Below are 13,489 nucleotides of genomic sequence, written 5' to 3'. Positions count from 1 at the left end.
GTATTATTTTATCTGTATATTACACTGCTCTCCAGCGGATAGCGGCCTCCCCTCCCCTTCTCCGGGTCATTTTTCCCCCGAAAAACGGCTCCAGAGCAGAATCTGCTCAAAACCCTTGTGCCCCAAGGGTTTTGAGCTTCCCATTTTTGGAGGTCTTTCCGCTGCGGTTTGGAGGTTCTTATGTCAGACGAAAAACGTCCCGGCGAGGACCAGGGCTACACCCCCGCCTCCCCGGTGAAGCGGACCCTGGCCTGGATCGGTCTGAGCTACATGGTGATCCTCGTGGCTCTGACCACCTATTACTTTTTTACCGGCACCACGCTGGGTAACCTGGGTCCCCTGCTGACAGTGCCCGGTCTCATCGGCCTGGGCGCGGTGAGCATTGTGAGCTGGCGCTCCACCGGCCGGCCGGGCAAGGTGCCCGCCATTCTTCTGGCCGTGATGTGCTGGGCGCTGGCACTGGCCACCCTGCCCATCGGCATTGCCGGACTGCTGAGCAACTTTGGAGGTTGACGCTGTGAAGGAGATCATATCTTCCGGCCTGGCGGAGCTGGGCCTTGCCGACCGGGTGCCGGAACACGCCCCGGAACAGCTGGCTGAGTACGGCCGGCTGATGCTGGAGAAAAACCAGGTGATGAATCTCACCGCCATCCGGGAGGAGGACGGGGTTGCCCAGCTGCACATGCTGGACAGCGCCGCCCTGCTCAACTGGGGAGACTTTGAGGGCAAGACGTTGCTTGACGTGGGCACCGGCGCCGGTCTGCCCGGCCTGCCGCTGAAGATCCTGGTCCCCTCCCTCCAGGTCACCCTGCTGGACAGCCTGAACAAGCGGGTGGACTGGCTCAATGAGGTGTGCGCCCAGCTGGGTCTGGAGGGCATCCAGGCCGTCCATGCCCGTGCGGAAGAGCAGGCCCTGGTGAAGGGCTGGCGGGATGGGTTTGACATTGTCACCGCCCGTGCCGTGGCCGAGCTGCGCCTTCTGTGCGAGCTGTGCCTGCCCTTCGTCAAGGTGGGCGGTGTGTTCCTGGCCATGAAGTCGGTAGACAGCCAGGACGAGCTGGATCAGGCCGCCCACTGCATCAAAATGTTAGGTGGCCGGGTGGAGCCTGTGATGGACTACCCTGTCCCCGGTGCGGGAGTGACCCACCGTCTTATCCCCATCCGCAAAGTGGCTCCCACTCTGAAAGGCTATCCCAGAAGATGGGCTAAAATCCAAAAGAATCCGCTCTGATTTTGGCTTAATTTGGTTTATTGTTGCCTTTTTTTGCTTTTGAGTGAAAATTATTTTAATTTGACCATATTTTTTTCAAAAAAATCATTGACGTACCTTAGATTTGTGATAGACTGGAATTGGTGTATAGGAGGAATTTCATGGGAAGCGTAATCGTAGTTACCTCCGGCAAGGGAGGAACTGGAAAAACCTCCATCACCGGCGGCGTGGGCTCCTGCCTGGCCAGGCTGGGCAAGAGCGTGCTGTGCATTGACATGGACATCGGTCTGCGCAATCTGGACATCTCCCTGGGACTCAGCGACCGGGCTCTGATGGACTTTTCCGATGTTGTGTTTGGCCGCTGCTCTCTGGAAAAGGCGGCGGTGAGCCACCCGGATCTGCCCGGCCTGTCTTTGCTGACCGCCCCTATGTCCTTTACCCCTCAATTGACCCAGTGGCAGGTCCAGGAGCTGCTGGATGCGGCCCGGAAGCGGTATGATTATATTATGATCGACTCCCCTGCCGGCCTGGGACCCGGCTTTCAGCTGGCCTCCTGCGGCGCGGACCGGGCCCTGGTGGTATCCACCAACGACGCCTCCTCCCTGCGGGACGCCCAGCGCACTGTGGCTGAGCTGGACCGTCTGGAGCAGATCCATCTGGTCATGAACCGCATCCAACCCAAGCTGCTGCGCCAGTTGCGTACCACCATTGACGACGCCATGGACGCCGCGGGCCTGCCCCTCATCGGCGTGGTCCCCGAGGACCCCAGAGTCATTTTGTCGGCCAATCAGGGCCGTCCCTTGATCCTGGGCGGACGGCAGGGCGCCGCCAACGCCTGTTTAAATATCGCAAAACGAATCCAGGGCCTTCGCGTGCCCATCATGCGTATTCGCTGACTTTTTCCTTTTTATTACGATTACAAGGAGGTAACCGCCACCATGAATATCGCTATCATGTGTCATAACCGCAAGCAGGAGCTGATGGTACAGTTCTGTACCGCTTATTGCGGCATCCTGTCTAAGCATACCGTCTGCGCCACCAATGCCACCGGACGGATGGTGGCGGAGGCCACTGGTCTGCCGGTCAATCTGTTTTTGTCCCATGAGCATGGCGGCATTGAGCAGATCGGCCAGCGCATCATCTACAACGAGATCGACCTGGTCCTCTTCTTCAACTCTCCCCAGGACAACAGCATGGATGAGGACGTCATGTATATCGCCCGTCTGTGCGATCAGCACTCCGTGCCTATGGCTACCAACGTGGCCACCGCGGAGCTGCTCATCCACGGCCTGGCCCGGGGCGATCTGGACTGGCGTATCGTCATGAACCCCAACCGGGTTCCCTTTGCCCTGTAAGGCAGAAAGATTGATTTTTTCCCCTATTTAGGGTATCATAGCACCATATGACCGCCATGACGGCGCATGAGTAGTCCGGTTACCGCCCGACAGAGAGAAACCCCACGGCTGAAAGGGTTTTAGGGAGATGGCCCGGAGGAAGACGGCGCTACCAGCGGGCTCGGAGACGGGCGCGGTCTCCCCTGCCGCAACACAGGGGCGAAAGGGAACGGGGTCGCCCTGTTCTGAAATTGGGTGGCACCACGAAGCGTTTTCTTAGGCGCTCTCGTCCCAATCCTGGGACGAGAGCGCCTACTTTTCTTGTAAGAAAAGTAGGCAAAAGAACTTTCTGCAACGCTTCGCTTTGCTTCTGGGGTTCCGCCCTGCGGGGCGACGGTGATATTTCAATCATTTGCAGGGGCGGCCGTTGTCCTCCTAAGAAAACGTTGTTACTTTGCCCACGGCGGCAAAGTAACCAAAACGCCGCTGGGGGCCGCTTCCGGTGAGCGCCTTCGCGCAGCGGGCGCTCACAGTCATTGCCCCCAGGCCCCCATTTACGGAGGTGTGTCCCTTTGGATCTTAGGTATTTTCCGGCGGGCAAAATCAAGTTCTGTTCCCGTTCTATTCTCGGCCCACTGAGGCCTGTTGCCATCAAAATTTGAAGGCACTGCCACTCTACCACACACCGCCTGATGCATCCCTACCTGTTGGGTGCGGCGGTGACCGTGGGCGGGCCAGCTGCCACGGTTTTGCCAGAGTAGGCGGTGTCCGTACAGCGCGCACACCTTAAATTTCCGCTTGGTAGGGCCTAAGGCCCGGGGCAAGAAGGACCAAATGGTCTTGTTTTAGGCCGCCGGGAGGATTCTATGATCTGACAGGAGAGCGTCCCCCGTAAATGGAGGTCCAGGGCGACGACGCCTATGAGCGCCCGCTCCGCGCAGGCGCTCATCGAAGGAGTCCCCCGGCGATTCTTTGGTGACTTTCTGATCGCTCAGAAAGTCACATCCCCGTCCTGGTTTTAAAAAATACTTCAAAGAAAGGATTTTGATACCGATGAGTAAAATTCAACCTCGCACCCTGTCCGGCTTCATGGAGCTCCTCCCCGCCCGTCAGGCCCAGTTTGACCGCATGGTAGAGATCCTGCGGGAAACCTATTCTCTCTACGGCTTCACCCCCCTGGACACCCCCCTCATTGAGGCCAGCGAAGTGCTGCTGGCCAAGGGCGGCGGCGAGACCGAGAAGCAGATCTACCGCTTCATGAAGGGCGACACCGACCTGTCTCTGCGCTTCGACCTCACGGTTCCTCTGGCCAAGTACGTGGCCCTCAATTACAGCAAGCTCACCTTCCCCTTCCGCCGCTTTCAGATCGGCAAGGTGTACCGTGGCGAGCGCGCCCAGCGCGGCCGCTTCCGTGAGTTCTATCAGGCCGACATTGACGTCATCGGCGACGGGAAGCTGGATATCTCCAACGAGGCGGAGATCCCTGCCATCATCTACCAGGCCTTTACCCGTCTTGGCCTGAAGCGCTTCCAGATCCGGGTCAACAACCGCAAGGTTTTGAACGGTTTCTACGCCATGCTGGGCCTCACCGAGAAGTCCGACGAAATCATGCGTACGGTGGACAAGCTGGATAAGATCGGCGCCGAGAAGGTCAAGGAGCTGCTCATGGAGGAGGAGATCGGCCTCACCGACGAGCAGGCCGGCGAGATTCTCACCTTCATTGCCATCACCGGCTCCAACGAGGCGGTTCTCTCCGCTCTGGAGGGCTACCGCGGCCGCAACGAGATCTTTGACCAGGGCCTGGACGAGCTGAACACCGTGGTCAAATATCTGGCTGCCTTTGGCGTGCCCCAAACCCACTTTGCTGTGGACCTGACCATCGCCCGCGGTCTGGACTACTACACCGGCACCGTCTACGAGACCACCATGCTGGACCACCCGGAGATCGGTTCCATCTGCTCCGGCGGTCGTTACGATAACCTGGCGGAATATTATACCGATAAACAACTCCCAGGAGTTGGCATTTCCATCGGTTTGACCCGTTTGTTCTTCGTTTTGGAGGATCAGGGCTACCTCAACGATGCCCTGAACACCGCTCCCGCTGACGTGCTGATCCTGCCCATGACCGATGACCTCTCCCCCGCTATCGCTCTGGCCACCACCCTGCGCCAGGCCGGCATCCGCACCCAGATCCACGCCGAGCAGAAGAAGTTCAAGCAGAAGATCTCCTATGCCGACAAGCTGTCCATCCCTTACGCCGTGTTCCTGGGCGAGGACGAGATTTCTTCCGGCGTGTGCGCCGTGAAGGACCTCCAGTCCGGCGAGCAGGTAAAGCTCTCTCCCGCCGAGGCGGTCTCCCACATCCAGGCCGGCCTGGACAAGCTCAATCAGGGCAAGCCCATCCTGGACAAAGGGGAGTAACCTCTCCCCTCCCCTGCCAGAGGCAAAACGAAGTTTTGCATAAAGCTTTTTTGCCTACTTTTTTCTCGAAAAAAGTAGGGCACCTTCCGTTCCCAGGCGTACGAAAGGAGTATAGCCGATGAAAAAGAAGCTCTTGCTCTCTCTTTGTCTGATGGCGATAGCTGTCGTTGCCTTCTGCCTGTGGTACACCCGCCCCCAAACCTTCTGGCAGGCCACGGGCATGGACCGGGACAACATTACCAGCGCATCGGGTTACGCTGTTGAGGGCCATGTCACGGCTGGACAAGCCAGCCTGCAGACCTGGATGCTGAATGACCTGACCCCCGGCCAGGAGGACTATGAGGGCCTGCTGGAGCTGCTGGAGCAACCCTCCTACCGCGCCAGCCTGGAAAACCTTCTGCCGCCCTCCTCCCACCCCGCTCATTGCTTGGGTTTCCTTTTCGTTTGCGGATGACCTGGTGACGGTACAGGCCGACTATCCCGGCAAGGTGTGGATCATCTCCTCCATGCGCAGCCGCACCCTGATCTTTTCCGTGTCTCCCCGGGACTTGAACGAGACTCTGGCTGACTTTATTCAGCAGAAGGGAGCAGCGGGCAATTCTTAGTGCTTTTTCAAAACAATTTGCTATTTTCTAACTTTCTAATACAAAATGGAGTTGATTTTCATGGATAATTTGCAGAATTTCCACCGCACCAACTACTGCGGCGAGCTGCGCCTGAGCGATGCGGGCAAGACCGTGTCCGTGTGCGGCTGGGTCCAGCGTCAGCGCGACCTGGGCGGCCTGATCTTTGTGGACCTGCGTGACCGCACCGGTCTGGTCCAGCTGTCCTTCGACGACAGTACCGACAAGGCCATCTTCGAGAAGGCCTCCACCCTGCGCTCTGAGTACGTCATCGCCGCCACCGGTTTGGTGCGGGAGCGTGAGAGCAAGACCAACAAGATCGCCACCGGCGACATCGAGATCTACGTTTCCGAGCTGCGTCTGCTGGCCAAGGCCGAGACTCCGCCCTTTGAGATCGTGGAGAACTCCAAGGCCAACGACATGCTGCGTCTGAAGTACCGCTATCTGGACCTGCGCCGCCCCGACATGCAGCACGCCATCGCCACCCGCCACAAGGTGACCAAGATCTGCCGGGACTACTTTGACGAGCAGGGCTTCCTGGAAATCGAGACCCCCATGCTCACCAAGTCCACCCCCGAGGGCGCCCGTGACTATCTGGTCCCCTCCCGTGTCCACCCCGGCAAGTTCTATGCTCTGCCCCAGTCTCCCCAGCAGTACAAGCAGCTGCTGATGCTGTCCGGCTTTGACCGCTATATGCAGATCGCCCGCTGCTTCCGTGACGAGGATTTACGCGCAGATCGTCAGCCTGAGTTCACCCAGATCGACCTGGAGATGTCCTTTGTCAACGAGGACGACGTAATGGGCATCCAGGAGGGCTTCCTGAAGCGGGTCTTCAAGGAGGTCCTGGACGTGGACGTGCAGACCCCCTTCCTGCGCATGCCCTGGCGTGAGGCTATGGACCGCTTCGGCTCCGACAAGCCCGACCTGCGCTTCGGCTTTGAGCTCAAGGACATCAGCGACATCGTGAAGGACTGCGGCTTCGGTGTGTTCTCCGGCGCGGTTCAGGGCGGCGGCTCTGTGCGCCTCATCAACGTCAACGGCCACGCCGCTGACTTCCCCCGCAAGAAGATCGACAAGCTGGGCGAGTTCGTCAAGACCTACAAGGCCAAGGGCCTGGCCTGGACCCGGATGCACGACGGCCAGGTGACCTCCTCCTACCAGAAGTTCCTCACCGAGGAGGAGAACAAGGCCATTCTGGAGCGCGCCGGCGCCAAGGATGGGGACCTGATCCTCATCGTGGGCGACGTGAAGGACGAGGTCGTCTTTGCCGCTCTGGGCGCTCTGCGCTGCGAGTGCGCCAAGCAGCTGGGTCTGCTGGATCCCAAGGACTTCAAGTTCCTGTGGGTCACTGAGTTCCCCATGTTCGAGTACAGTGAGGAAGAGGGCCGCTACGTGGCCATGCACCACCCCTTCACCGCTCCCATGGACGAGGACCTGGACAAGCTGGAGACCGACAAGAAGAACTGCCGCGCCAAGGCCTACGACATCGTCCTCAACGGCACCGAGCTGGGCGGCGGCTCCATCCGTATCTCCGTGCCCGAGACTCAGCAGGCCATGTTCCGTGCTCTGGGCTTCAGCGATGAGGACGCCCAGGAGCGCTTCGGCCACCTGATTAACGCCTTCAAGTTCGGCGCGCCTCCTCACGGCGGCCTGGCCTACGGCCTGGATCGTCTTTGCATGCTGATGGCGGGCGCCGAGTCCATCCGCGACGTCATCGCCTTTCCCAAGGTGCAGAACGCCAGCGAGCCCATGACCAACTGCCCCGACTTCGTAGATGATAAACAATTGGATGACCTCTCTCTGGCCGTCACCCGCCGGGAAGAGACTGCCGACGAGGAGTAACCGCTTTCTTGAAAGAAAGCTTGGCAAAGAACTCTCTGGGAAGCTCCGCTTCCCTCCACCCGTTCACACAAACATTTGGCAGGAGCGACACAGTTTGCCGCTCCTGCCTTTATTTTTTAAAATCGACTTAATTTGCCTCAAAAAATTGACAATATCACAACTTAGTGGTATAGTACGTAAGATATCAGTAAAGAGACTGTAAGAAAGTGTGGAGAGAACCGCCCCGATTTCCGGACGCGTTTGCCTCCGCGCTGTTTTTTAGGAGGAAGCTATGAAAAAAGCACTGATCGTTTTTCTGTGCGTGCTTTTGACCGGCTGTGCCCCAACTTCTGGCACAAGCGCCCAATCCACCGGCTCTCAAAGCACGCCCCAGGATTCCAGCGTCCAGTCCTCCGACAGCTCCAGCCAGGACAGTTCTTCTGGCGCACCGGACGCATCCCAGGATTCGGAGGAGCCCCCCTCACAGCCTGATCCCAGCGTCACTTCCGGTTCCACAGAAAATCAGGACCAGATCATTGAGGAACTGCTCTCCACTATGACTGTGGAGGAAAAGGTGGGCCAGATGTTCTTCGTCCGCTGCCCTGACACAGGTGCGGTCGAGGCGGTATCCCAGTATAAACTGGGCGGATACATTCTCTTTGGTCGTGATTTTAAAGACAAAACCGCCGAGCAGGTCCGCAACGACATCAGCTCCTATCAGAGCGCATCCGGCGTGCCTCTGCTCATCGGCACCGATGAGGAGGGCGGCACTGTGGTACGGGCCAGCTCTAATCCCAATCTTTTCTCTCACCGCGGCCTCTCTCCCCAGGCCCTCTTTGCCGAGGGCGGCATGGACAGCATCATTCAGGATGCCCGTCAGAAGAGTGTGACCCTCCTGGGATTGGGTGTAAATGTCAATCTGGCTCCGGTGGCTGATGTATCCACCGATCCCAACGACTTTATCTATGACCGCTCCTTTGGCCAAGACGCCCAGGCCACCGCGGAATATGTGTCCAACGTGGTGAAAACCATGGACGCAGAGGGCATTGGTTCCGTCCTCAAGCACTTTCCCGGCTATGGGAATAATGTGGATACCCACACCGGTGTAGCCATTGACGAGCGCCCCTATGAGACCTTCCAGACCAGCGATTATCTCCCCTTCACCGCCGGTATCCAGGCGGGAGCCGATGCCGTTCTGGTCAGCCACAATGTGATGTCCTGTGTGGACAATCAGCTACCTGCCTCCCTCTCCCCTGCTGTGCATAACGAGCTGCGCAGCACTTTGGGCTTCCAGGGCGTGATCATGACCGACGATCTGGCCATGGATGCGGTAGCTGCCTATGCCGGCGACCAATCTCCCGCCGTCATGGCGGTAAAGGACGGCAATGATATGATTATCACCACCGACTTCCAGACCCAGATTCCTGAGGTGGTACAGGCCGTAAAAAGCGGCGAGATCGACGAGGCGCAGATCGATCAGTCGGTGACGCGGGTTTTGCAGTGGAAGTATGATTTGGGCCTGCTGGGCAATTGATTCTGCTAATAAAACCATCTTACCGGAAACCCGGTGAGGTGGTTTTTTTATTGGTCCCGCTCTGGGGAAACAGGTTCCTTTGTTGAGAAACGGATATTCCTTTTTGCTTGTCCAAAAAGGAACCAAAAAGACACCAGGGAGTGTGGCTCCGACGAACACCTCGCCGCAGGCGGGTGTTCATAGTCGCCACCCCTGGACCCCATTTACGGAAGCGTGTCCCTTTGGGTTTTTCGTCGCTTCCGGCGGGCAAAATCAAGACCTGTTTCCGTCCTATTCTCGGCCCACAGGGGCCTGCTGCCATCAAAATTTGAAGGCATTGCCACACTAACGCACGCCCGCCTGGTGCTTGCCTACCTGTTTGGTGCGGCGGTGGTCGAGCGAATGTTTCCCACAGATGCTCAGCTGCCACGGTTTTGCCAGAGTAGGCGGTGTTATTTCAACTGTATATCTTTCAAATTTGCAATTTGTAGGCCCCAGTGGGCCGAGGCAAGGGGGATCACAGATCTTGTCTTTGCCCGCCAGGAGGTCATAATCAATCCCACAGGCAGGCGTCCCCCGTAGATGGGGGTCCAGGGGGTGGGCTGACTATGAGCGCAAGCACAGGCGCAGCGCTCGTCGGAAGCGCACCCCCTGGCGCGTCTTTGGTTACTTTCTGCGCGTGCAGAAAGTAACACCCGTTTTCTATCCAAAACAAAATTATCCACATTCTCCGCAGAAAATGTGGATAAAAAATCCGGGGCCTTGTGAAAACAAGGTCCCGGATTTGCTTATAGATGGTTTTTTACCGGCCGTTGGGGGCGTAAGCCACCACAGTGCGGCGGTTGGGCTCCACACCAGTGGAGTAAGTTGTGACATTGGGATAGTCCTGCAGAGCGGCGTGGATCACGTGGCGCTCGTAGGCATTCATGGGCTCCAGGGTCATGTTCTTGCGATACTTGACCACCTTGCCCGCTACCTTCACCGCCAGACGCTGGAGGGACTCCTCCCGCTTGGCCCGGTAGCCCTCGGCGTCGATATGGATACGCACCCGCTTGGACTGGCCGCGGTTCACAGAGTAGTTGGTCAGCTGCTGGATAGCGTCCAGAGTCTCACCCCGGCGGCCGATGATGGCGCCCAGGCCGTGGCCCTGGAGAATGACCTTATAGCCGGTCTCGCTGCGGTAGATGTCAGGGGTGGCCTGCACGTTCAGATGCTCCATCAGGCCCTCCAGGAACTCCCGGATCTTCATGGCCTTGGGATCATCCTCGGCGGCGGGCTCCAGCTCAGACACAGGGGCAGGGGAGGGCTTCTCCTCCTTGCCGATGATCACCTCGTCCCCAGGCTGCAGGATGTTTTCCTCCTCCTGCTTGGGGGCGCTCTCAGCAGCAGGCGTGGGCTCCGCCTTGGGGGCGGGAGCGGCCTTGGGGGCCTCAACCACAGGCTTGGGCTCCTCAACAGGGGCCTTTACCTCCTCGGCGGCGGGAGTCTCCTCCTCGCCGGGCACCTCATAGCTTACTCGGACCTTGGCGGGGTTGCCGCCGAAACCCAGAAAACCGGACTTGGCCCGCTCGATGACCTCCACGGACACGTCGTCCCGGTCCAGACCCAGCTGGAACAGGGCGGCGGCGATGGCGTCCTCTTCGGACCGGCCGGTGGTCTCGATCCACTTACGCATAATCAGACACCCTCCTTCTTGTCATCCTCGTCCTGGGGCTGCTCCTGGACTTCCTCCACCGTCTCAACGGCTTCGGTGACCTCAGCGGTCTCAGGGGCGGCCTCGCTCTGGGGCTGCTCCTGCTCCGGGGCGGGGATCTCGGGGGCGGGCTGCTGGACATTCTGGGCGGTCTCAGTGGCTGCCTGCTTGTCCTCGGGCTGCTCCTTCTTCTTGTTCTTCTTATTCTTGCTTCGGATCTTCTCGTCCTCCGCCGCCTTCTGAGCGGCGATCAGGTCGCTGGGGTCCACATAGGGAGTCACCCCGCCGAAACGGTTGGGGTCGTAAGCACGGCCCCGGGCATAGGCCCGGATACCGATGCGGCTGTCATCCTTGTTGATGGTGGGGCCGGCATCCTCGTCCTTCTTGGCGGCCTTCTTCTTGCCGCGGTTCTTTTTCTCTTCCTCCAGACGGCGCTGGCGCTCCAGACGAGCTTCCTCCTTGCGCCGCTTCTCCTCTTCCTTCTCCTCCAGCTCGCGCTGAGCGGCGGCGGCCTGAGCGGCCTCATAGTCCTTCTTCAGCAGCTTGCCGCAGATGATTTCCTGGAAGATGGAGAAGAAATACTGGGCGATCCAGTAGATGGACAGACCGGCGGGAACGGTAAAGCCGATCCACAGAGACATCAGGGGCATCATGATCATCATGGTGCGGTTGGTCTTGGCGGTAGCCTCGTCCTGAGCCTGATTGCGGCTCATCTGGTTGGTTTTCAGGCTGATCTGCATGGACAGCAGAGACATGACCACAGACACCAGGGGCAGCAGGAACAGGCCGATAGAGCCCCAGCTCAGTCCGCCCTCCCAGAACTTCCAGTTGGGAATAGCGGCCAGGTTGATACCCAGGAACTGGAAGTTCATAGAGAACACCTTGCTGCCAGCTTCTCCCAGGGCAGCCTGAACCTGAGCCAGCACCTCGGGGGAACTCAGGGCATTGGCCATGGCGATCTGGGGATAGGCGCCCTTGGTGGCCACGCCGGTGATTTCCGCAACGGTAGCCACCTGCTCGGCGCTCAACTCCATAAAATAGGTCAGAGGCTCACGGATGATATAAAACAGGGGGATCAGCACGAACAGGGGCAGGAAGGACCACAGGCAACCACCCATGGGGTTGACCTTCTCCCGCTCATAGAGCTTCTGGACCTCCATCTGATAGCGCTCCCGGTCCTTGCCGTACTGCTTTTGCAGCTGCTGCATCTTGCCGGAGAGCAGGTTCATCTTGATCATGCTCTTCTTGCCCTTCAGGGACAGGGGGAACAGGATCAGCTTCACCACCAGTGCGAAGAGAATCAAAGCCACAGCATAGCCGAAGTATTCATAGAAGAACATCAGCAGCCAGGCAAAGGGTTTCAGAATAATACCCACAATGGTACCTCCACATATTTAGTTGGTTCCGGCTTATCCTCAGGGTACGGGATCGTACTCAATGGATTTTTGCCGGTGAAAGGGATTGCACCGCAGAATACGGCGCAATGCCAGCCAGCCCCCCTTCCACGCTCCATAATTTTCCACCGCCTCCAGGGCATAGGCCGAGCAGGTGGGAATAAAGCGGCAGCATGGGGGGCGCAGAGGCGAAATTTCCCGCTGATAAAATCGGATCAACCACAAAAACAGCTTTTTCATTTTGGTTCGGACTTGGCTCCCTCTTGGGGACGCACCAGCTCCAGCTTACGCATCAGCTGAAGAAAGCTGCGCTCCAGATCCCGGTAACGGCCGTAGATCACCCGGGTGCGGGCCACCACCACAATGTCATAGCCCGGCGCAAGCCGAGCTTCATTGGTACGGTACAGCTCCCGGATTCTCCGGCGGGCACGGTTGCGCTTGACGGCGTTGCCCAGCTTCACTCCTGTCGTGATGCCAAGCCGGCTAATTGGCCGGTTGGTCTTGCGGCAGTAGATGGCAAAATAGGGCGACACCGCGCTGCGGCCCTTGTTGTACAGGCGGCGGAATTCATGATTTTGTTTTAAGGCAATGGTGTGCTTCATAAATTCTACCTTTCCCCCTACTTTTCTCGAGAGAAAAGCAGGCAAAAGAGCTTTCCCGCTTTCTTGAAAGAAAGCTTGGCAAAGAACTTTCTGCGAAACTTTGTTTCGCTTCTGCTGTAAATCCAAAATGGTAGCTTCAATAGGACAAAAAAGCACAAAAAGTCCCGCATATGGGTGTATGCAAGAGAGAAACCAGGTGGGCTTGTCCCTCAAAAATGGAGAGAGCCTTCGCATTTCGGTCTGTCATGTTTCGGGCTGGGCCCGCGGTCGGGTCGACAACTCCTCCGTCTTCGGACAGACCCAGTCCGGCTTAAGCCGTCCTTGGGCTCTGTCCATCCGCTCCGGAGTCAGTCTCCCCTGCTGGCCTGCCCTACACATTTCTCTGTATGCACCGCAGGGGCGGGGGAATCATTCCCACGCCCCTAAATATGCGTTTCTGAATTGTGTCCTTCTGCCATATCGCATAGGAAGATCCGGTGTGCCCAGGCCATACAACTCAGGCAAAAACGGGATCTGTCCAGCCCACGGATCAGTGGGTCAGACGAGCGCGGCCCTTCGCACGACGGCGAGCCAGAACCTTGCGGCCATTGCGGGTGGCCATACGCTTACGGAAGCCGTGCTCCTTGGAACGCTGGCGCTTCTTGGGCTGATAGGTACGAAGCATGGGGGACACCTCCTCACTTGAATTCAAGCCGGCATCACCGGCCCAACAACAGCCGTTTCCGGCTGCGGTCTGCGTCAAAAGCTGGGCCTGCGGGGGGCACAAAACCATCCCCGGGCATATCCAGTACGGATTATTATAGACGAAAGTTTTTCTCCTTGTCAACTATTTTCTTTTCCTTTTTCCATCTTTTTTCCGTTCCTCCCGAAAAAACACA

The 13,489-nt window shown here is 58.3% G+C and carries 14 protein-coding genes; 9 read left to right on the top strand and 5 right to left on the bottom strand.

The genetic code is table 11. The features are described from left to right. Positions 1-180 precede the first annotated feature (180 nt). The 9 genes from ACEVJL_RS10515 to ACEVJL_RS10475 all read left to right on the top strand — a co-directional run bounded on the left by ACEVJL_RS10515 (position 181) and on the right by ACEVJL_RS10475 (position 8,943). Positions 181-513 carry a hypothetical protein gene (locus ACEVJL_RS10515; RefSeq protein ID WP_302667615.1) on the top strand — a complete coding sequence of 111 codons (333 nt, stop codon included), beginning with the start codon at positions 181-183 and terminating at the stop codon, positions 511-513. A 4-nt stretch (positions 514-517) separates the two neighbouring features. Next, complete coding sequence (gene rsmG / locus ACEVJL_RS10510; protein WP_374737815.1) at positions 518-1,231, top strand: 16S rRNA (guanine(527)-N(7))-methyltransferase RsmG; 714 nt, start codon at positions 518-520, stop codon at positions 1,229-1,231. Positions 1,232-1,371: 140 nt separating this feature from the next. Then, positions 1,372-2,106, top strand: a complete 735-nt coding sequence (minD, locus tag ACEVJL_RS10505; RefSeq protein WP_020989973.1) for a septum site-determining protein MinD — start codon at positions 1,372-1,374, stop codon at positions 2,104-2,106. Positions 2,107-2,148: 42 nt separating this feature from the next. Then, entirely contained in the window at positions 2,149-2,565 is a 417-nt protein-coding gene (locus tag ACEVJL_RS10500; protein WP_008982325.1) for a methylglyoxal synthase, read from the top strand. A 1,032-nt stretch (positions 2,566-3,597) separates the two neighbouring features. Further along, complete coding sequence (hisS, locus tag ACEVJL_RS10495; RefSeq protein ID WP_374737814.1) at positions 3,598-4,965, top strand: histidine--tRNA ligase; 1,368 nt, start codon at positions 3,598-3,600, stop codon at positions 4,963-4,965. 118 nt (positions 4,966-5,083) lie between these two features. Continuing rightward, the gene (locus tag ACEVJL_RS10490) at positions 5,084-5,419 is read left to right on the top strand and encodes a hypothetical protein (RefSeq protein ID WP_302667619.1); all 336 of its coding nucleotides are present in this window, start codon (positions 5,084-5,086) and stop codon (positions 5,417-5,419) included. Positions 5,420-5,423: 4 nt separating this feature from the next. Then, positions 5,424-5,570, top strand: a complete 147-nt coding sequence (locus tag ACEVJL_RS10485; protein ID WP_235398049.1) for a hypothetical protein — start codon at positions 5,424-5,426, stop codon at positions 5,568-5,570. A gap of 60 nt (positions 5,571-5,630) precedes the next feature. After that, positions 5,631-7,430 carry an aspartate--tRNA ligase gene (gene aspS / locus ACEVJL_RS10480; RefSeq protein ID WP_374737813.1) on the top strand — a complete coding sequence of 600 codons (1,800 nt, stop codon included), beginning with the start codon at positions 5,631-5,633 and terminating at the stop codon, positions 7,428-7,430. A gap of 271 nt (positions 7,431-7,701) precedes the next feature. Continuing rightward, entirely contained in the window at positions 7,702-8,943 is a 1,242-nt protein-coding gene (locus ACEVJL_RS10475; protein WP_374737812.1) for a glycoside hydrolase family 3 protein, read from the top strand. A 781-nt stretch (positions 8,944-9,724) separates the two neighbouring features. Here the strand turns inward: ACEVJL_RS10475 and jag are convergent. The 5 genes from jag to rpmH all read right to left on the bottom strand — a co-directional run bounded on the left by jag (position 9,725) and on the right by rpmH (position 13,275). After that, positions 9,725-10,597 carry an RNA-binding cell elongation regulator Jag/EloR gene (gene jag / locus ACEVJL_RS10470; protein WP_374737811.1) on the bottom strand — a complete coding sequence of 291 codons (873 nt, stop codon included), beginning with the start codon at positions 10,595-10,597 and terminating at the stop codon, positions 9,725-9,727. A 2-nt stretch (positions 10,598-10,599) separates the two neighbouring features. Next, the gene (locus ACEVJL_RS10465; protein WP_374737810.1) at positions 10,600-11,991 is read right to left on the bottom strand and encodes a YidC/Oxa1 family membrane protein insertase; all 1,392 of its coding nucleotides are present in this window, start codon (positions 11,989-11,991) and stop codon (positions 10,600-10,602) included. Between the two features lie 39 nt (positions 11,992-12,030). Then, the gene (gene yidD, locus ACEVJL_RS10460) at positions 12,031-12,249 is read right to left on the bottom strand and encodes a membrane protein insertion efficiency factor YidD (protein ID WP_374737809.1); all 219 of its coding nucleotides are present in this window, start codon (positions 12,247-12,249) and stop codon (positions 12,031-12,033) included. Next, positions 12,246-12,611 (bottom strand): ribonuclease P protein component, encoded by a 366-nt coding sequence (gene rnpA, locus ACEVJL_RS10455; RefSeq protein WP_008982334.1) that lies wholly within the window; start codon positions 12,609-12,611, stop codon positions 12,246-12,248. Before rnpA ends, yidD begins: the two co-directional genes overlap by 4 nt. Positions 12,612-13,140: 529 nt before the next feature. Next, positions 13,141-13,275 carry a 50S ribosomal protein L34 gene (gene rpmH, locus ACEVJL_RS10450; RefSeq protein WP_040649988.1) on the bottom strand — a complete coding sequence of 45 codons (135 nt, stop codon included), beginning with the start codon at positions 13,273-13,275 and terminating at the stop codon, positions 13,141-13,143. Positions 13,276-13,489: the final 214 nt, after the last annotated feature.

Source organism: Flintibacter porci (assembly GCF_041925195.1).
GTDB lineage: Bacteria > Bacillota > Clostridia > Oscillospirales > Oscillospiraceae > Lawsonibacter > Lawsonibacter porci.
The sequence above is the reverse complement of the archived record's forward strand: the minus strand, read 5'-3'. Positions and strand labels throughout refer to the sequence as shown.

What these genes read in the sequence shown, in the direction of transcription:
- ACEVJL_RS10515 (WP_302667615.1), top strand. Translation starts at nt 181, where the DNA reads ATGTCAGACGAAAAACGTCCCGGCGAGGACCAGGGCTACACCCCCGCC.
- minD (WP_020989973.1), top strand. Translation starts at nt 1,372, where the DNA reads ATGGGAAGCGTAATCGTAGTTACCTCCGGCAAGGGAGGAACTGGAAAA.
- ACEVJL_RS10500 (WP_008982325.1), top strand. Translation starts at nt 2,149, where the DNA reads ATGAATATCGCTATCATGTGTCATAACCGCAAGCAGGAGCTGATGGTA.
- hisS (WP_374737814.1), top strand. Translation starts at nt 3,598, where the DNA reads ATGAGTAAAATTCAACCTCGCACCCTGTCCGGCTTCATGGAGCTCCTC.
- ACEVJL_RS10490 (WP_302667619.1), top strand. Translation starts at nt 5,084, where the DNA reads ATGAAAAAGAAGCTCTTGCTCTCTCTTTGTCTGATGGCGATAGCTGTC.
- aspS (WP_374737813.1), top strand. Translation starts at nt 5,631, where the DNA reads ATGGATAATTTGCAGAATTTCCACCGCACCAACTACTGCGGCGAGCTG.
- ACEVJL_RS10475 (WP_374737812.1), top strand. Translation starts at nt 7,702, where the DNA reads ATGAAAAAAGCACTGATCGTTTTTCTGTGCGTGCTTTTGACCGGCTGT.
- jag (WP_374737811.1), bottom strand. Translation starts at nt 10,597, where the DNA reads ATGCGTAAGTGGATCGAGACCACCGGCCGGTCCGAAGAGGACGCCATC.
- yidD (WP_374737809.1), bottom strand. Translation starts at nt 12,249, where the DNA reads ATGAAAAAGCTGTTTTTGTGGTTGATCCGATTTTATCAGCGGGAAATT.
- rnpA (WP_008982334.1), bottom strand. Translation starts at nt 12,611, where the DNA reads ATGAAGCACACCATTGCCTTAAAACAAAATCATGAATTCCGCCGCCTG.
- rpmH (WP_040649988.1), bottom strand. Translation starts at nt 13,275, where the DNA reads ATGCTTCGTACCTATCAGCCCAAGAAGCGCCAGCGTTCCAAGGAGCAC.